Source organism: Bradyrhizobium sp. USDA 4454 (assembly GCF_054822705.1).
Genome location: NZ_JBTRCN010000001.1, coordinates 2,244,410 through 2,261,190, shown reverse-complemented (window position 1 = coordinate 2,261,190; position 16,781 = coordinate 2,244,410). Strand labels below are relative to the sequence as shown.

17 protein-coding genes and 1 pseudogene are annotated in these 16,781 nt (G+C 59.1%); 13 read left to right on the top strand and 5 right to left on the bottom strand.

Going from position 1 to position 16,781, the window contains the following annotated elements:
* Window positions 1–421 precede the first annotated feature (421 nt).
* The 6 genes from ACVIW0_RS10205 to ACVIW0_RS10180 all read left to right on the top strand — a co-directional run bounded on the left by ACVIW0_RS10205 (window position 422) and on the right by ACVIW0_RS10180 (window position 2,661).
* Window positions 422–571: a hypothetical protein gene (locus ACVIW0_RS10205; protein WP_461334778.1), complete on the top strand. Its 150-nt coding sequence runs from the start codon at window positions 422–424 to the stop codon at window positions 569–571.
* 90 nt (window positions 572–661) lie between these two features.
* Window positions 662–856, top strand: coding sequence for a hypothetical protein (locus ACVIW0_RS10200; protein ID WP_461352198.1), 195 nt, complete (start codon window positions 662–664; stop codon window positions 854–856).
* 32 nt (window positions 857–888) lie between these two features.
* Window positions 889–1,152, top strand: a complete 264-nt coding sequence (locus ACVIW0_RS10195) for a hypothetical protein (RefSeq protein WP_461352197.1) — start codon at window positions 889–891, stop codon at window positions 1,150–1,152.
* Between the two features lie 39 nt (window positions 1,153–1,191).
* Window positions 1,192–1,380, top strand: a complete 189-nt coding sequence (locus ACVIW0_RS10190) for a hypothetical protein (RefSeq protein WP_461352196.1) — start codon at window positions 1,192–1,194, stop codon at window positions 1,378–1,380.
* Between the two features lie 458 nt (window positions 1,381–1,838).
* Complete coding sequence (locus ACVIW0_RS10185) at window positions 1,839–1,985, top strand: hypothetical protein (RefSeq protein WP_461352195.1); 147 nt, start codon at window positions 1,839–1,841, stop codon at window positions 1,983–1,985.
* Between the two features lie 241 nt (window positions 1,986–2,226).
* A complete protein-coding gene (locus tag ACVIW0_RS10180; protein WP_461352194.1) occupies window positions 2,227–2,661 on the top strand; it encodes a globin family protein in 435 nt (144 codons plus the stop codon).
* Window positions 2,662–2,783: 122 nt separating this feature from the next.
* Here the strand turns inward: ACVIW0_RS10180 and ACVIW0_RS10175 are convergent, their stop codons facing one another.
* The gene (locus ACVIW0_RS10175) at window positions 2,784–3,185 is read right to left on the bottom strand and encodes a YybH family protein (RefSeq protein ID WP_461352193.1); all 402 of its coding nucleotides are present in this window, start codon (window positions 3,183–3,185) and stop codon (window positions 2,784–2,786) included.
* Window positions 3,186–3,407: 222 nt separating this feature from the next.
* On the bottom strand, window positions 3,408–3,860 hold the full coding sequence (locus ACVIW0_RS10170) for a VOC family protein (RefSeq protein ID WP_461352192.1): 453 nt from the start codon (window positions 3,858–3,860) through the stop codon (window positions 3,408–3,410).
* Window positions 3,861–4,132: 272 nt separating this feature from the next.
* Here ACVIW0_RS10170 and ACVIW0_RS10165 point away from each other — a divergent pair, with 272 nt between their 5' ends.
* Together ACVIW0_RS10165 and ACVIW0_RS10160 are read left to right on the top strand one after the other, a co-directional pair.
* Window positions 4,133–4,537 (top strand): ester cyclase, encoded by a 405-nt coding sequence (locus ACVIW0_RS10165; RefSeq protein WP_461352191.1) that lies wholly within the window; start codon window positions 4,133–4,135, stop codon window positions 4,535–4,537.
* 194 nt (window positions 4,538–4,731) lie between these two features.
* Window positions 4,732–8,331 (top strand): hypothetical protein, encoded by a 3,600-nt coding sequence (locus ACVIW0_RS10160; protein ID WP_461352190.1) that lies wholly within the window; start codon window positions 4,732–4,734, stop codon window positions 8,329–8,331.
* A gap of 96 nt (window positions 8,332–8,427) precedes the next feature.
* Here ACVIW0_RS10160 and ACVIW0_RS10155 read toward each other — a convergent pair whose 3' ends face one another.
* A complete protein-coding gene (locus tag ACVIW0_RS10155) occupies window positions 8,428–9,573 on the bottom strand; it encodes a tetratricopeptide repeat protein (protein WP_461352189.1) in 1,146 nt (381 codons plus the stop codon).
* A 311-nt stretch (window positions 9,574–9,884) separates the two neighbouring features.
* Between ACVIW0_RS10155 and ACVIW0_RS10150 the strand changes: the two genes are divergently transcribed.
* Window positions 9,885–10,049: a hypothetical protein gene (locus ACVIW0_RS10150; protein WP_461352188.1), complete on the top strand. Its 165-nt coding sequence runs from the start codon at window positions 9,885–9,887 to the stop codon at window positions 10,047–10,049.
* Window positions 10,050–11,485: 1,436 nt separating this feature from the next.
* Here ACVIW0_RS10150 and ACVIW0_RS10145 read toward each other — a convergent pair.
* Window positions 11,486–12,145 (bottom strand): hypothetical protein, encoded by a 660-nt coding sequence (locus tag ACVIW0_RS10145; RefSeq protein ID WP_461352187.1) that lies wholly within the window; start codon window positions 12,143–12,145, stop codon window positions 11,486–11,488.
* 444 nt (window positions 12,146–12,589) lie between these two features.
* Here ACVIW0_RS10145 and ACVIW0_RS10140 point away from each other — a divergent pair.
* Window positions 12,590–13,091 (top strand): annotated as a pseudogene (locus tag ACVIW0_RS10140) (recombinase family protein).
* Between the two features lie 921 nt (window positions 13,092–14,012).
* Here the strand turns inward: ACVIW0_RS10140 and ACVIW0_RS10135 are convergent.
* The gene (locus ACVIW0_RS10135; RefSeq protein WP_461352186.1) at window positions 14,013–14,222 is read right to left on the bottom strand and encodes a helix-turn-helix domain-containing protein; all 210 of its coding nucleotides are present in this window, start codon (window positions 14,220–14,222) and stop codon (window positions 14,013–14,015) included.
* Between the two features lie 92 nt (window positions 14,223–14,314).
* Between ACVIW0_RS10135 and ACVIW0_RS10130 the strand changes: the two genes are divergently transcribed.
* The 3 genes from ACVIW0_RS10130 to tnpB all read left to right on the top strand — a co-directional run bounded on the left by ACVIW0_RS10130 (window position 14,315) and on the right by tnpB (window position 16,766).
* Window positions 14,315–14,707: a hypothetical protein gene (locus ACVIW0_RS10130; RefSeq protein WP_461352185.1), complete on the top strand. Its 393-nt coding sequence runs from the start codon at window positions 14,315–14,317 to the stop codon at window positions 14,705–14,707.
* 821 nt (window positions 14,708–15,528) lie between these two features.
* The gene (gene tnpA, locus ACVIW0_RS10125) at window positions 15,529–16,416 is read left to right on the top strand and encodes an IS66 family insertion sequence element accessory protein TnpA (protein WP_461352184.1); all 888 of its coding nucleotides are present in this window, start codon (window positions 15,529–15,531) and stop codon (window positions 16,414–16,416) included.
* On the top strand, window positions 16,413–16,766 hold the full coding sequence (gene tnpB / locus ACVIW0_RS10120) for an IS66 family insertion sequence element accessory protein TnpB (RefSeq protein ID WP_453963431.1): 354 nt from the start codon (window positions 16,413–16,415) through the stop codon (window positions 16,764–16,766). The genes tnpA and tnpB overlap by 4 nt, the downstream gene beginning before the upstream one ends.
* The last annotated feature ends 15 nt before the right edge of the window (window positions 16,767–16,781 follow it).

The window sequence follows — 16,781 nt, the reverse complement described above, 5'->3', positions numbered from 1 at the left end:
GTTAGGTTGAAGGCGGACAAGTGGCGGCGGACCGCCGGTCACAGTCGCCCCTGTGCCGCCACACACCGCGCACTGAATATTTCCTGTGCCAAAACAAGTGCCGCAAAGTTCGATACCGTCGCCGCCCCGTTTCGGAACCCAACCATGACTGCAATGCGCCCCCGGACACGGCGCCTTTCCTGACCCTCCACACTGGAAGCACATCGCCATAGCGCACTCCTAGGTAGAACCATTCGAATGGACACTAGGCGGGGCGAACGTCAGCGCTTATGAAGTGGCTCACAAGAGGGCCCCTCATAGAAAACAAAGCGCCCCTACGTGACGGACTGCGTTCCAACGCAGCGCAATTGAAACGATCGGCGAAATTCGCCGGTAATATTTAACTACTAGCCTCTCCGCATTCATTTGGGGAGAATTTCAGATGGTTGCTCTTTCGAAGCCCGTAACGGATCTCCGGGCCACCCACCGGCCGATGTCGAGCCTTGCGGTGGTCACTCTATTCAGCCTTTTCGGTTTGGTGCTGTCGATCGCCCTTGCGCGATACGGGATCGACATCGGCGCCGGCCTGTAACGAACATCGCATGGCGCTATGCTGGCAGCGGGACGATTGCCCCGTACCTTTCCGGTACTGGAGCCGCCTGTTGATTGCTAAGTCCAGCGCATGCCCACGTCTTACAGCCACAGAGGCGTTACGTTCAGCGTGACGAGCCGATACGACGATCAATTTGAGATAGTCATTCAGCTCGACGATGAGATCGTACACAGCACCGTGCGCACGAGGTTGCCGGAATTGGCAAAGCGGCGCGCCGAAATGCTCATCAACCGCAAACTGAAAGATAGCCTCAAGCTGGTATGAGCGCTGGACAGCAAGTTGACGGAAATTCAACAATGCAGATGAAGGGCGACCGCCCCTACTCCGACCCCGAGAAAGCCGCCCGCAGGATCATGGAGCACGCCCGCGCGCTTGAGTCGGTCCAGGATGGCCGGATCTACATCGAGAAGATCAACTATCCGATGCTCTACCAGGACAAGGCGACGCCGTCTGAGTACTGGGCCGGACTACAGCATGCGATCGGTCAGGGCTGGCTCGAGTACCACGAGAGCGGAACGTTCGTGAGGATGCTGCAGCCCGGAAAAGACATGTTCGCCTAGCCCGCGCTCTTCGCTATTATCCACCCGATGGAGCGCCGCTTGACCTCTCGCGATTACGCCGCAGAGGCGGCTAAGCACCGCCACGTAGCGGAGGAATACCGCACGCTGTCGTCATGCACGTCAGACGACGGGTTGCGTCGCGCCTATCAAAAGCTTGCGGCCGACTATGACATGCTAGCGGACAATGAGGACCGGGTGGCCAGCAACCTCAAAGGCGTCGTTCACTGAACCGAAGTGGCCTCAGCGCGGGACAAAAGCTAAATGGCCGCGCCGAGCCCCGAGGCTCCTTGCGACTCCGTAATATTACGGGACCGGGACAAAGTGGCACAAACTGCACTTTCGGACCGAGTTCCATCGACGTAGGCTCCCGGTGCGAAACGCTGGAGTAGCTATGGTCAGTGAACTCCTCAGAAGCGTCTGCATCGTCCTTTTCGGGCTTAGTCCCTTTGTGATGATCGGCATCGCGATGTTTGTGCAGTAGGCGCGACCCGGCCCGCACGCACCAACGGGCTCGGTAGCTGGCCCCAGCAGCTTCAAGCCTCCCAGGGTCCAACAGCTGCTGGGGCCGCTCGATCTGCTCGCCTGAAGTCGATGACCGCGTTTCATGTTCTGTCCTCATCACTGGCGATGGGCCGCAATCTGTTTTCGGGGGGCGTCTTGTTTTACTGGGGCATCAGCGAGAGGCCATGAAGACATTTGCAGAAGCCGAAGCCTTGCTTGCGGTAATTGAGCGCAATCTTGACGAAGTCAAATCGAGACGATTGCGCCAGCTAATGCGAGAGGCCGTCGAAGAATATCGGAAACTGATTCAGCACCCACGCAGCTACCATTGAGGCCACCTCAGCTGGCGGCCGGCGGCACCAGCGCCGAAGAAGCGGCCTCAGCGAGGCGCAGCGCTGAGGCCGCGTCGTCACCACGTCGGAGGAATGTTCTGCCGATCAACAGAGCGCCGACGCCTACGATGGCCGCTCCCATCTCGATTAGAGATGGGTCCCTTCGGTTCAATGAATTTCCGATGGTTGCTTGGACTGGGTAAATTCGAGCGCGGTGTTTTATTCATTTTGGAGAAAGCACGTGTCCCCAGAACATGCGACTATTGTGAAATCGACTTGGTCTCAGGTCGTTCCGATCGCTGACCAAGCCGCTACGCTTTTCTATGATCGTCTCTTTGCGCTGGACCCGTCGTTGCGGCCAATGTTTGCAAATGCCGACATGAAGGAACAGCGCAAGAAACTAATCGGAGCCCTTGCCGCTGTTGTGAACGGCCTCGATAACTTTGATCCGATCATTCCTATCCTCGAAAATCTCGGTAGAACTCACAAAAGCTACGGCGTGACCGATCAGCATTATGAGACTGTGGGCGCAGCGCTCTTATGGACCTTAGAGCAAGGCCTCGCTTCCGCATGGACACCCTCGGCTAAGTCGGCATGGGCAGGAGCCTATCAAACGGTTGCCGACGTCATGCGTAAAGCAGCCAAGAACGAACCTCACGGCACATTGGCAAACTGATAGCCGTCACCTAGCGAAAGAGCCGGAGATGCATGCATCTCCGGTGCTGCTCATTCTAGTGGGCTCCATGCGAGACGTCGGCATGTCGCTAATGAGCTAGAACCGGAATTAAGCGCCGGTGATCAGGTCGATTGCGCCTTCGAAGGTTCGACACCATGCGAGTTATCAAGGACCAGTTTCCAGGTGCCGTCCGATTGCTTCCTGACGATATCGGTGTAGGTGCCCGACCAAATCTTCATATCGCCGGTCGGCATCTGAGCCTTAGAGGTCCACTCGCCGATAACAAGGGCCAGATCATTTCCGGCTTCGAGAACTTTGCGAACCTCCACATGAAAGGTAGGTCTTGCAGCAAACGTTTTGCGGTATACTTCACGCAATTCGGCGGCGCCGCGAGCAATGCGCCCCGAAGCTGACACGAAACATCCACTGTCCTCGTAACAGGCAACTGTGGCTTCGATGTCGCCAGCATTGAAGGCTCTCATATAGATGGGGTGAATATCGGCAGCATTGTACGCCTTTTCCATTTGGTGCCTCCGGGGAAATCGTAAGTCGTTCCGCATCGTAGCGAACGATAGCATCTGTTCAGGGTGAAAAGTCGGCCATAGCGCCGAGCGAAGGGGCGTCTGATTACTCTCGAAGAGCCGGCCTTCCGGGTGGTCATGCGGACCGTCAGCTTAGGCCAGACGCAGACATTGGGCGCCTTCCCGGTTGAAATGGGAACGCGAACTACGTGCCCCTGCAAGGAATCAGGTGTACCCATCGCTCGGGTTGAAGGTCGCACCAGCAGCAAAGACGCCGGCACCCGGGACGTAGTTGACCTCAAGTCGGATGCCATCGGGATCTTCGAACAGAACATAATAGTAGCTGGGGGCCCAATTTCCTTCCAGCGGACCGCGAACAATGGTGGCGCCGACCTCGTGGAGAATAGCAGCGCAGCGATCTACGTCTTCTCGGGTGCGCGCGCGTAAACATAGATGATGCAATCCGACCCTCGCTTGGACGAAGCGTTCGCTTGCGTGTTCTGGAGCACAAGGTTCAATGCCAATGGCGGTTCGGCCGCCGACGCAATAGAAGAATTTTTCGGTGTCACAAACCGGGGTCATCCCCATGGCTGGTAGAAGCTTGCCGTAAAAGTCTCGCGCGGCCGAAAAATTAGAGACGGTCAGGATTACGTGAGCCATTCCGTTGATCTCAATCATCATTCGAATCCCTGCTTGGCAGAAAGACTGCTTAGGTAAAATTTTGCAGTCAGGATGATTTCGCCACGTCCATGCACGCCACCAAGCGTATACTAAACCGTTCGAGACGCAAAAATTCTACCGCAGGAGGACCATGTCCGCGTTGGGTCTTGGCCGTGTAAAAACGCACACAACCAGGGTCAAAAGCGGATGTCCTGCGCCCGCGGAGATGTCAGCTAGGCGGGCAGGCTCTGTTAAGCTGCCTCATTAGGTTTATTCATTGGAGAACGGCCGTGGCACAATCCAACCTTGAAGTCTTTCGCTCCATCATTGATCGCGGCTTCGCGCGCGGTGATTTGTCAGTCGCAGACGAGGTCTGCGCGGAGCGGCTGCTTGAGCACCAGTATTTGACAAACTCTGACTTGCCCGGTCCGGCCATCTTGAAATCTCAGATCGAGGGTGCCCGGAGGAGCCTAAAAGACTTCAAGCTTACGTTGGAGGCTTGGGTTGAAACGGAAGATACAGTTTGGGCTCGCTGCAGAGCGACAGGTGTCGATCTAGGTTCGGGCAGGCCGATGGCCATCGACGTGCTCGACATTTGCCGCTTCAACAACGGGAAACTTGTAGAGCACTGGGGCGTACCAGATCGCTTCGCTTTGCTGCACCAGATCGGTGCCCTTCCTCCCCCGCCGAAGTGATCTGAATACTTTGCGTCTGGTAGTTAGATCGGCCTTGGCTCCGACCTCGCTTGGAAGCCGCCCTTGGCGGCCAGACCGGGCGACTTCCGCTTTATGCCGAGCGACCCGCAACCTCAAGCAAAGCCGCCAAGTTCCTATAAACGCAGTTGGGCGCACTTTCGGACGGGAAAAGATCCCGTCAGAGAGGCGCTGCCATGGCCGAGAATTATACCCTTCCATCGTTCGATGACATGCCTGACAGCCAGCAGGCCGCTCAGCCTGCACGGCCGCTCATGTTCGATGAAATTCCGGATTGGCCCGGCAAGGAGTGGGACAATCAATTCCCTCGGGTCGATGCCGCGCCGGTTCAGGCTTCAGGTGAAGACCAGTGGCCCGGTGAGGAATGGGATCGGCAGTTCCCGCGGGCAGACCAGCAATCACCGCGTCCCCAGGCCGAAAGCAAGTTGAAGACGTTTGGTCGCGAGGCAGCGCACGGTGCGTTGCCGGCAGCGGGGGGTGTTGCTGGTGCCGGAGCCGGCGTTGCACTAGGTACGGCGGCAGCGCCATTCCTTGGCCCCTTTGCGCCGGCCGGTCCCATCATCGGCGGACTGCTCGGCATGATCGGCGGCTCCACGACCACCGATAAGGCGCAGTCGATGGCCCTTGACGCTATTGGTTTCAACGATGACGCGCAGCGTGCCGCCAACATCCAGGCAAACCCGAAGACGGCGTTTGTCGGTGGCATTGCTCCGGCCATCGCAACAATGTCTCCAGCAGCTGGCGCCCGGGTCGGTGAACGCGTCCTCGGTGGCGCGCTCATGGGCGGTTTCGAGGCCGGTCAGGAACTCTACAGCGAAGGCGTTGTCGACCCGACGAAGCTGGCGGTCGCAGGCGCAGCTGGCGCAGCGTTTCCGCGCTTCAACCGCGCTGGTGAAGCCCTGTCCGGCGCCGGCGCTCGCGCAGTTGGCCGCGTTGCCGGCCGTCCCAACGTCGACCTCAATCCAGCCGCCCAGCCCGCACAGGACGAGGCGCAGGTTTCGCAGCAGCCCGTGGTAGAGGGCGAGGCCGCGACCGTCCAGACGGCGCCTCCGGCGACCGGCGAAACGGTAGGCAATCCACAATCGAGCCCGGAGCGGTCGGAGCGGGTCTACGGGAAGGATAATGCGCCATCCGAACAGGGAGACATGCTGACCACCGGGGATGTTGATCCGGCAACAGCGGCGGCGTTATTGGATCAACTCGAGGGGAAGCCAGCGCGCCAATCTGCGCCACAGCCAATCCAAGAGCCCGACCAGCCACAGGTAGTCCGTCCCGAGCAACAAGTGGAGGGTGTGCGACTGCCCTCATTTGACGAGATGGCAAGCGCGCCTGAGCCTGCTCGTGATGCCTCGATGCCTGCTCGGGCGAACGATGGCGACAAAGTCCAAGGCGGAGTGGGCGCCGAAGGCCTACCCGACACGCAGACCGACCTGCCAGAGAGCAACTCCAAGTCTCCCCGCGGCCTGATGGACAAGCTCCTGAACGACGAAGGCGGTTGGATCGACCACGGCAAGATTGCCGATGACCTCAAGTCCAAGCTCAAGGGATCGGCTTTTCTCCATTCATTCCTCGAGCCGGGGCGCAAACCGACCAAGAGCTATATCGCTCGCGGTGTGCACGACAACAATCTCAGTCCCCAGGAAGAGTACGCACGCTCCCTTTCGGACGAGCTCTACAAGGTGCGCAAGGCGAAAGAGCAGCACGTCATTGACCTGCAGAAATGGGCTGCGTCACTCCCGCAGGAGCTGAACAACCCAAAGACGCTAGAGCGAATGTATTTCGCGCGCGAGGCCGGCAAGATCGGCCAGTTCGATCCGCATGAACAGGCGCTGTACAATCAGCACCTGAAGCCCTTATTTGACGAAAATGACCGGCTGTTCGATCAGGTTTCGAAGCTTGACCCGGACATGCTCGGGCCCAAAATCAGCGACCACATCTATCGCATCGGAAAAGGCGACTCGCCCGAACGTAACATCCTGAACCCGGGTGAAAGCGCCGATCCGATCGAGGGCACGTATGCGCTGGCCACGCGTCCTCGCGGCACGATGCTGGATCGCAAGTTCGTTGCATTGGAGAGCCCAGAGGGCCGTCGCTATGTCATCTCCCTAAACCATGACGGCTTCACGTTGTGGAACAATGGCAAGCCGATGAAGGTTGTCGACCCCGGCTTTGAATACAAGAACGGTGAAAACTACCAGCTGGGTCACCGCGACTTCACGATGAAGGAAGCCACGACCCCGGAGATCGAAGAGCACGCGCGCATGGCCGGCGGCGGCAATCCCGAATATTATCACAACGCCGCCCTCTCCGCCTCTGCGGCCAATCTCGACCTTGGCGAGATTGCGCGGCATCTGCAGTTCCTGCAGGATCTCAAATCAAACCCCGAATTCCTGAAGCACGCCAAAAAGCCGGGCGAGAAGGCGCCGGACGGCTACGTCGAGACGCGGCTCCAAAACTTCAAGGGCTGGAAGATGGACCCGCAGCTTGCGTATGTCATGGATGACTTCGCCCGCCCCGGCATCAACGAGCCTGCAATCAATAGACTGCGCCAACTGAGCCAGGCTGTGACGCGCGCGATCTTCTGGATGCCGACGGCGCACATCCGCAACGTGGGAGAACACTGGTTTGTGGAGCGAGGCTTCCGATGGGTCCCCGGCACTGGCGGCTATACAAGCCTCGCCCTGGATGGCCTGAAGGCGATCAAGTCCGTCGTCAGGCAGGACGAACTGCAGAAGCAATTGCGTGAGAGCGGAGCCGGCACGATCTACGGCGGTGTGATTTCGCGCAGTGCGCTGGACAATCTGGCCAAGGGATTTGGAGAAGCGGTCGAAAAGAACCCGTCCAAATGGGACCCTATCGCGCGCCAGTTCGGCGTCGGTCCGAGCGATCTCGTGAAGGCTGTTTACAAGGCCTCCAGCCACATCATGTGGGCTGCCAACGACGTGTTCCTGACCCACTCCGTTCTCGAGCACATGCGTGACGGAATGTCGATGCAGGACGCCATCACGAAAGCGGAGCGGCACATCCCGAATTATAGAATTCCAGCCACCATTATGGGCAGCAAGCAGGGAGCGCGAATCTTCTCCCAGATTCTCTCCGAACCTACTTTCATGGTGTTTGGGCGCTACCACTATGGCGTATTCAATTCTTACGCCAACATCGCCAAGGACCTCGTGCGCGGATCCCGCGGCAACAAGCTGGATGCGATCGGCAACCTGTTCGCCATGGGGCTGCTCTCGTTCGCTGTTTACCCGGTTCTGGATAAAGCCGCGCGATGGATCACCGGCAACGACCACGCAAGCGCGGCGCGTCGCGGGCCTCTCGCGATCCCCTACCATCTTTACGAAGCGGACCGGGGCAAGGAAAACCTCACCACAGCAGCGCGCGATACATTCACCCTGTCTCCAGCGCTCTCAACAGCAATGCAACAACTCTCGGGTCTCGACTGGCGCGGGAAGCCAATCATCGAACCGGGAGATGTTGCAAAGGCCGCGCATGGGGACTGGCGTGGCGCCGCTCGAGCCGTTGCGCAGGAGGCAGATTTTTTAGGTCGAGGCCTAGTCTCGCCCTACTCCACGCTGACCAACACCATCAACAAGAACCAAAGCATCGGCGGCGGCGTGCGGGACCAGGCTCTCGATGTCAGAAACCCGAGTCAGGCCGCGATCCGCTACGAACGGCAATTGCCCAGGAAGCTGCAAGAATCGGCGATCAACCGCCAAAGACATCCTGTCGGGCTTGCAGAGCGGCTGGCGAACAAGGTCACTCGGCCGTAGGACAGCGCTCGCAACCCCGGGATCAAGAAGGCAGCTCGCGCCCGCCATCATTCCATGAACGAAGCGCTAGCCCATGAGCCCTTCTGATTCAACAGATCATTTCCTGTCACCTGCACTCGCTGGAGATGACGGGATGACGAAGCTTGGAGAAGACTTCGTCGAAATCGCGGTTGCTGCTGCATAGTCTGCACCGGCAGCGGCGGCATCCTTCTTCTTCTCGTAAAGCAGACCACGTGCGCGATAGGCTTTTGCGTTTTTCGGATCGCACGCGATCCACCTTGTGTAATCAGCGATCGCATCATCGAGGTCACCCTTTAGCGCATACGCCTGGCCGCGAAGCTGGTAGCCGGCCGCGCCGTTAGGAGCGATTGCAATGCTGGCGGTAAAGTCGGCGATCGCAGCGTCGAGACCGTTATTGCGCATAAGTACGATGCCCCGGGTGCGGTACGCATGTTCCAGCCTAGGACTTAGCTCGACCGCCTTGCTCGCATCAGCAATCGCCCGCGTATTATCATTTTTGCTCAAGTAAGAATACGCGCGAAGCTCATAGGCGAGCGCACTATCCGGATTTATAGCAATCCAACGATCGAAGTCGGCAATGGCGCGGTCATAGTATCCCTTCCGCTGATAGGCGGTGGCCCGGGCACGGTAACCTCCAAAGCCACCTTCCGGCTCGATCCCGATCACCGTGTCGAGGTCGGCCAACGCTTCGCTCTGGTGTCCCAGCGCGGCATGGATCTCCTGCCGGACGATATAGGCAACTGAAAATTTTGGATCAAGCGCGATTGCCTTGTCCTCGTCCGCCAACGCACCACGATGATCTCCCATCCTTTCACGCGCAAGACCACGATTGGAATATGCTCGTATGTTCAGGGGATCGATTTCGATAGCTTTCGTGCTGTCAGCAATCGCCCGATCGTAGTCGTCTTTTCTAAGATAGGCCGCGCCCCGTCTCATGTAGGCATTCGCGAAGCTTGGATTGATTTTGATGGCTTCGTTCTCATCATTGATCGCCGCATCGAAATCGTCATTGCGCCAATGGGCGGCTCCGCGGCTGTAATAGATGGCCGCGCGCTCGCCTTGATCCGGCTTACCGCTATCGAGCAGTTGCGTGCAATCGGAAATGACGGCGCGTTCCGATGTATCGTCGGCTGCATTGCAGGAGCTATGGTTCTCGCCGCTCTGAGCCAGCGCCAGCGGTGTGCCAAGTGCAAGCACCACGGCCAGGACAATAATTTTCATATACATCCTCACGGACCCGCTACACGAGCGGCAAGCCAATTGCGGCAATCTAAGGATGAAACACGAAACCCTGCAAGGGGGCTGGGCAGCTATGGGCCAAAGCCGCTCGTGGCGGGTCGAGCTACCCTCCGCGAGCCGAACTGCAGCGAGCTAGGGCTACGAGCCTCAAGCGAAAATAAGATTCCGAGGCGGCCAACGAAGAATGACGGAAATTTGTGCGCGAATGCTGTGAATTGCTTCACAGCGCTCTCGCAGATCAAGCCTACGATGATGCCGCGCAACGAAGCGCAATTCTGAATAGGAAATTGGTCATGGCGATTTCGCACACCATGCCGTCTTCTGTTCGCAGTCATGACGGCTTGATCATTTTTGGCTACATAGCGTTCTCAGTATTGATGCTCGCCACAATCTATTTTGCATCGGGCGGGCCAAGCTTCACAGATGCCGACCTGGCAAACATGGCGATGATGCCGTGATGCGTTTAGCGTCGTGGACGTTCTTGAGTGCGCTTGTCTTGGCCGTAGCCGTTTGGGCCCTACTCGGTCCGCCGGAGGCGGACGCGACAAGCGCGCTTCCCGCGATTTCAAGATTGCGCTGAGTAGAGTGGAAGGAGGCCGCCAGCTGAGGCGACCTCAGTGATAGCGTTTGCGTTGATGCCGGATTTGCTTCCGATACTCTTCGACGGCCTTTCGCACTAGCTGGCGCAGTCGTCTCGATGGGACTTCGTCCAGATCGCGTTCGACTGCTAGTAGCAAGGCTTCGGCTTCTGCAGATGTCTTCATGGCTCGCGATCGCTTTTAAGAAGCCGCGCGCGACCTTGGGCGAGCCTCCACGTTTGAGTGGCCCCAGCAACATTGGGGCCTTTGTAGGGGGAAGGCTCGTTGCTGGGGCCTTCTACCGGCCCGGTGGTGTGTTCGGACCAGGTTCAAATGAGCAATGCGAAGACGGTTACAGCGATAGGACAAAGACCTATTGCGACGTAGCCCACGCGGAGGAGTACTTCTGCCATGACACACCACCTGGCGATCATGCACTCACTTATCCTAAGTTAAGCGGGGAACCTTTCGCGTGCAAAGTGCAGTTTGTGCCACGCTAGGAAATTTATCGCGGACTAGATGAGAATTGGCCGCCAACCTGGAGACGGTCTTACGTCTTCTCGCGTGGGGCGAAGCGATGCACCATTCGGTTGCCGCACCACAGCTCTATTGGTGCAGCCCCGACAAGATGCTCAGCTAAGGTAATTGCGTCTCGGTCGTTTTCGCAGATGAACGCGCGGCCCCCGATGATCTTGCCGTCCGCACTCATGAAGTAGGCGCGATAGTCTGGCATCTCACCGACAGTCTAGCTGCTCCAAATACGCTCCCCGCACTTGCACTCCATGAGACGCACGGTTTCCCCGTTAGCTGAATCGATGAAGGTTCGAACTACTTGAGGCACGTCGGAGCACCTGGGGCAGCGGCTCTGCCAGCTCATGGCTTTGGGGGTTGATTGCGGATCTTGGGTAGGCTGGTCCATGGGCGGTCTCGGCGCGCTCTTGGTACTTAAGTTACAAAGTGAACACTTGTTCCTAAACCGGCGAGCGGGATCCCCTGAACGCATGGAACGTTCCCGGCATGCCGTTCCCCACGGAGACCGCAACCATCGCGGTCCGATCGTCGCACCACCTTGCGGCTTCGTTTACAAATTCGGTTTCGGGGTCCTAGAGATTTTTTGGCCACGTTAAGGGCGCGCGACGGGGGTGCCGTGGACAGGTGTACCCAGGGGGGTCCATCCAGCGCCAACGCGTGAAGCCAAGCGCGGCGTGGGCCGTCGTTTAAATCTCGAAGCGCTGCTGAAAAAATTTTGGATCTTGCACGCGCTCGCGTGCGTCAGCCGGCGTAGTAGCGATGCCCTTCACGAGTGCTCGACGTGGTCATACGCGCGTCACGAACCCGAACGTGCTCCGAAACGCACGGGCGAGCTTGTCTCGTATGACAATGAACCAAGCCCACACCTTTGCAAACCAGTGAAGCTTCAGCAGCTTTGGCTTCACCACCGCGAACAGTCGTTCCACAATGAGTAGACTGGCGGCATACGCTGCGATGATCATCGCTGTGCCGCTGATCCAGTGGCCTTCACCCGCCACCGCTAGAGCGATGAGCTTCAAAGGCTCAACCAGACAGACCGGTACGGCTAACAGCGTGAGTGATTGGTAGGGACCCAGTTTCTCTATGGCTTGCCGCAAGCTAGTCACTCCCAACATACGCATCTCCCCCACATACGCATCCGTCCGCCGAAATTTTTTGCCGCCGGTCGCGCCACAGATCCGCCGACCTAGGTTTATTTTCCGACTCGAGTATGCCTGCAGCCCGGGGGTCCCGTCGCGGCCAAGAGCTGACATGGCCAACAACGGGACCAGCGCGGCCAGTTGACCAAGTGCGGTGCGCGCTTTTGAGGCTGCAACTGTGCTGCTGTGCTTTCGTTCCCGGCCGACCGGAGCAACGCTTTGTCGGGCTCGCAGGTGTCGGCCGTCCGTAGGAACCCGCCGCCAGCGCGCGCGTTTACGCACCCCCATGACCACCATCGACATCATTCGCACTCGCGACGGGACCTATGCCGTCACCCTCAACGACGACGCCGTCGCAGTCGGACTAACCAAAGCCGCCGCGTGGCGCGCGGCGGAGCAGATGGTGATGTCCGACACCGCCGAGGACGCGCTTCTATCACCCCCTCCCGCGTCCCCAGCACCGGCTAGGCCGGTCAGCGAACTCATGGACTACACTGCGGGCGGCGTCGGTCCAGCCCCAGGAGTGTAGCGGCAAAATCCTGGCTCGGATGAGCGAGCAACTTACGGGCCAAGCTCGTCTCGGAAAGGCCGGTGACACTGAGCCCATGGGTGCAAAACCGCTCGAGCCACCACGGCCATCAAGTGCCGCGGACTTATTTGTAAAACTCCTAAGTTTCGCAAGAAATAGCTATCAAGCACAGTCAGCTGGCTTATATTTTGCGAAGGTTACTTGCGAAATTGGAGACGAAAATGGCGACCCTCGGTTACGCTCGCGTCTCGACCCAGGACCAGCACCTGACCGGTCAGCTAGAAGCCCTCAAAGCCGCTGGTGCCGATACCATCTATCGCGAGAAGATCAGCGGCGCCCGCGCCAATCGCCCCCAACTGGCGAAGCTCATGGCCGCTATGAAGGCCGGCGACGTGGTCCTCGTCACCAGCTGGACCGGCTCGGCCGCTCGACCCGCGAACTGCTCGACCTGATCGAGCGTGTCGGCAAGGCCGGCGCGGTCTTCCGTAGTGTCGGAGATCCGCTGTTCGATACCTCATCAGCGCAAGGCCAGCTGCTCGCGACATGCTGGCTGCTATCGCGCAATTCGAGCGCTCACTGATCGCCGAGCGCACTGGTGAAGGCCGCAAACGCGCCATGGCAAACAAGGTCAAGTTTGGCCGCAAGCGAAAACTGTCCGATTGCCAGCGTGAGGAAGCGGTGAAGCGTCGGGCTGCCGGTGAGAGCCTGGCGTCGATCGCATAGTCCTATGCGGTCGATGTCAGCATGATCTCGCGCTTGGCGCCGGGATACCGCGCCCCTTTCGAGGCCGCCGACGCAGACGCCTGAAGTAGACCAGCCATCCATCGCGAGGGGATTCCTGGCAATCGCGTCCTGGCGCGCGGCCCTCGAGGGCGCAGCGCATGTGGCGGTCTCTTCGCCCTCCCCTGCCAGGACAAACAAGGGCGGACGCGCATCACGTTGACATAAGAAAACATGTGCCGAAGGCGAGCAAGCCAAAGGATGCCACGACTACGGCGTCGTACACCGCACATGCAATGTCGATTTCGCGCTCGCTCATCTGGCAATCCTCACGTCGGATTGTTTGCTCCAACTTGATACACCCAGCTTGGGCTCATCCCTCAGCAGCTAAGGGTGGTACCGTAATCACACGGGACTCAACCTCCGCGCCTCAGATTTGAGGGCCGCCTGCCCTCGGCGCGACCACTGCCAGCGGGCCTCGTAAAGGTAAGCGCTACCTGTCCGAGTTAGGTCCCAGGACGATGCGAGGGACGGGCCGCGGGCTCCGCCGTTCGGAATTGAGACCGGCCAAGAGGAATAGAATGAGCATTGCCGGCAGGATGAAAGAGGCCAAGGTGCAAATCGAGGCTGCGGGGCAGTCGCTTGCGCACAATGTCATCGTCCACCCGAAAGGCCTTGGGAAGGCTCCGCGGTCGAGATCAAGGGAGATGGCCGCACTGGTCGGCGAAGGACCTTTCCGGAGGCCCCCATTACAGTTGGTCGTACGCGGCAGCGGGGGAAGGACTCGAACAAGTTTATGGTGCCGGAGCCCGGCCCAACAGTGACTGTCGAAATTGGCCCTGTCCCACGAAGCGAAATCGTCCCCCTCGTCGCACCATCGTTCGGGCGCTTTACAACTTTCGTAACTGGTGGGACGCTTGCTAGTCACCGTCGGCGAACCAACTCCTCCGGATCGACTTTTAGAGCCTTGGCTATCCGCTCAATAACCAAGAGCGATGGATTTCTTTTGCCGCTTTCGACCCCGCTCAAATACGTCTGATGGACCTCGGACAAGCTCGCGAGCTCTTCTTGGCTGAGCTTTCTTGCCCGACGCAATTCTTGAACGTTGAGACCGACTCGATCCTGCAAGCGCATGCAGGACAGCAAGAGAATCTGTGCTGTCTAGCCCATAGACTATGAGTCATAAAATGGTTATCCTTCCCTCCTTCCAGGAAATTGGGCGACCAATGTCAGCAAGTCCGGTTGAGCTGAGCCTCAGTCCCTTCGTCAAATGTGGCCGAGAAATCTCGAAGGTCGGCTATCTCGACGTGTCGACCGGGAGAGTTGTGGCTTCATTGGAGATCCCTCTCGGGCTGATCGAACACGCGGTCCTCGCTAACGTGTCCGTGGAAATAGCTTTGGCAGGCGACGGTAGAATCGCGTCCTCCGTCGCTGGAGAGGCAACCGCATGCTCGTCGGTCGTCAAGACGGTTTCCATTGACCACCTAATCCAGGAGTTCCTGGCTGGCGGCAATCTGCGTCTGGAAGAAACGACACGAGCGGAGCTGAGAACGCTCCTGAATAGGCTTCAAGATTCAGCTCGTGCGGTGCAACGCGCGATCGCGTCGTTCGAACGTTGAGCAAATGAGGCTTGAGAGCGCCCAGTGAGGCTCCGCTATTGTGTTCGACCGAAGGCTCTTTGGCGATCACCGGCCGATGCCGATTTCCGCCAGTGTGACCTTAGCCAGAGCGCTGGCCTTTCGCGAGACAAATCGGCGCGCGAATGCATTTTCATGCCGGACTGCTAAGCGCCGACAGGGGCCGACTCGCCGAGCGTCTGGCGACAGTGTCGCGGTGAGGCCCTTCCTGGTCCCTCCCATATAGCATGATCCTGCAGCGCATGCCCATGAGACGATGCATCAGGACAATGATGATGTGGAACTAATGGCGCGCCGCCGTGTCCAACTACCTCGCCGGCGGGTCCAATGCCTGACGGCGTCGTAATGGAGATAGCGAACATTGATACCGTTGACTCTGTTGTCGCCAGCCAAAGAGCGACACATGCTTGCGAAACAGGCTCATGGTCCGACGCTCCACTGCGGCACACCTTCATTCGACGCTCACAGTAAAGATGTCGAAGACTGCTGACTGCACTCATAGCCCTTCGTTCAACAGCCCAAGCTTCCGTCCAATTCACCATCGACTGCTAGGTGGTCCGCTCGTGGCGCGTGCCACGCGCTCGCGGCCGCGGACGCAATCACCAAGACGCGTCTTGGCCTTGGCTTGGCTCTGGCGACATCGCGGACCGTAACAGCGCTAGCTATTGGATGTGCAGACAACCACTTAGCTGCCCTTTGGCGATAGTACTTTTATCTTGCCCTCCCAATCGCTTGCGTAAGCGTCCGGTTCTCGCACGTCTTTCGAGAATGCCTCGCCGTTCCATATTGGATTTCTCTGCAGCATGGAGAAGCTCGTGGGGCGGAAACAATATGAGAACAGAGCGCGCCGAACCTGGTGGTCGGTGCACATCGAGGCGTGGCGTAAGAGCGGCCTCAGCCGGCGCAGTTATTGCCGTCAGCATCGCTTGGGCCAAGGCACATTTGCACGCTGGCTGAGCGTCCTGGTCGACTTGGAAGCCCTTAAGGTGCAAGCCGAATTGAAGCGTGAGCAGCGTCGTTTACAGCGGCCGCTCAAGCTGTCCAGCGACGCGCGCAGCCGTGCCGTCCAGGCGTTCTGGGCCATGCATGTCGAGGCGATGACGTGGTCCGGAATGAGCGTGCGGGCGTACGCCAAGGCCCATGGACTATCGCGTTTTGCCCTGCAACGTTGGCTCAATCTGATCGAAGCCAACGAGGTGGACATCGACTGGCGAGCGCAGCTTCACCCCAGTGCCCGGGCGCAAATAAGCACTAGTGCTAGCAGCGCTGCTAAGGAGTCCGTCGTCGAAAGCGGCTTGACCGAGGCCCCGGGCGTGGGTCCATCGGGCGACGGACGCAGCAACCGACGCCGCTTCAGCGACGAAGAAAAACTCGCGATCGTACGCGAATCCGAGGCTCCAGGTGCCCGCGCCGCCGAGGTCTGCCGGCGCCATGGCATCGTCACCAGCATGCTGTTCCGATGGCGAGTTCAGTTCGGATTTAGCCGACGCGCGCGGGCGGAATTGGCTCGGGTCGAGGTCGCAAACGGTGCGTCGGACGGTCCTTCGCTCCTCGTGCTTCATGACTTGTTGCAGCCGCCTGACGGCATGGTCGCGGTCGAATTGGCCGATGGTCGGCGCGTCTTCGCGCCCGCTGACGCTGATCTGGACGTCGTCCGTCGACACGTCGCCGAGCGGGAGACGGCTTCATGATGATCGTTCCGGCGGGCGTGAAGGTGCACCTGGCTCTGGGGTACACCGACATGAGAAAGGGCCTCGACGGGCTCGCGACCATCGTCCAGGAAACGCTGAGGAAGGATCCGTTCTCCGGTCATCTGTTTGCCTTCCGAGGCAAGCGGGCGTGCATGCTGAAGATCCTGTTCTGGGATGGCAACGGGCTTTGCCTGTTCACCAAGAAGCTCGATCAAGGCGGCTTTATCTGGCCCAGAATGAGTGATCCAGGCGGCACGGTCACGCTGTCGCCGGCGCAACTGGCGATGCTGATCGAAGGCATCGACTGGCGCACGCCGGAGCGTCGATGGCGGCCAGCCATCGCGGGCTGAGAACGTCAAAACCCC

Excerpts from the sequence above, each read along its gene's own strand:
- ACVIW0_RS10205 (WP_461334778.1), top strand. The coding sequence starts at position 422 with ATGGTTGCTCTTTCGAAGCCCGTAACGGATCTCCGGGCCACCCACCGG.
- ACVIW0_RS10200 (WP_461352198.1), top strand. The coding sequence starts at position 662 with ATGCCCACGTCTTACAGCCACAGAGGCGTTACGTTCAGCGTGACGAGC.
- ACVIW0_RS10195 (WP_461352197.1), top strand. The coding sequence starts at position 889 with ATGCAGATGAAGGGCGACCGCCCCTACTCCGACCCCGAGAAAGCCGCC.
- ACVIW0_RS10185 (WP_461352195.1), top strand. The coding sequence starts at position 1,839 with ATGAAGACATTTGCAGAAGCCGAAGCCTTGCTTGCGGTAATTGAGCGC.
- ACVIW0_RS10175 (WP_461352193.1), bottom strand. The coding sequence starts at position 3,185 with ATGGAAAAGGCGTACAATGCTGCCGATATTCACCCCATCTATATGAGA.
- ACVIW0_RS10170 (WP_461352192.1), bottom strand. The coding sequence starts at position 3,860 with ATGATTGAGATCAACGGAATGGCTCACGTAATCCTGACCGTCTCTAAT.
- ACVIW0_RS10160 (WP_461352190.1), top strand. The coding sequence starts at position 4,732 with ATGGCCGAGAATTATACCCTTCCATCGTTCGATGACATGCCTGACAGC.
- ACVIW0_RS10155 (WP_461352189.1), bottom strand. The coding sequence starts at position 9,573 with ATGAAAATTATTGTCCTGGCCGTGGTGCTTGCACTTGGCACACCGCTG.
- ACVIW0_RS10150 (WP_461352188.1), top strand. The coding sequence starts at position 9,885 with ATGGCGATTTCGCACACCATGCCGTCTTCTGTTCGCAGTCATGACGGC.
- ACVIW0_RS10145 (WP_461352187.1), bottom strand. The coding sequence starts at position 12,145 with ATGATGTCGATGGTGGTCATGGGGGTGCGTAAACGCGCGCGCTGGCGG.
- ACVIW0_RS10135 (WP_461352186.1), bottom strand. The coding sequence starts at position 14,222 with ATGCGCTTGCAGGATCGAGTCGGTCTCAACGTTCAAGAATTGCGTCGG.
- ACVIW0_RS10130 (WP_461352185.1), top strand. The coding sequence starts at position 14,315 with ATGTCAGCAAGTCCGGTTGAGCTGAGCCTCAGTCCCTTCGTCAAATGT.
- tnpA (WP_461352184.1), top strand. The coding sequence starts at position 15,529 with ATGGAGAAGCTCGTGGGGCGGAAACAATATGAGAACAGAGCGCGCCGA.
- tnpB (WP_453963431.1), top strand. The coding sequence starts at position 16,413 with ATGATGATCGTTCCGGCGGGCGTGAAGGTGCACCTGGCTCTGGGGTAC.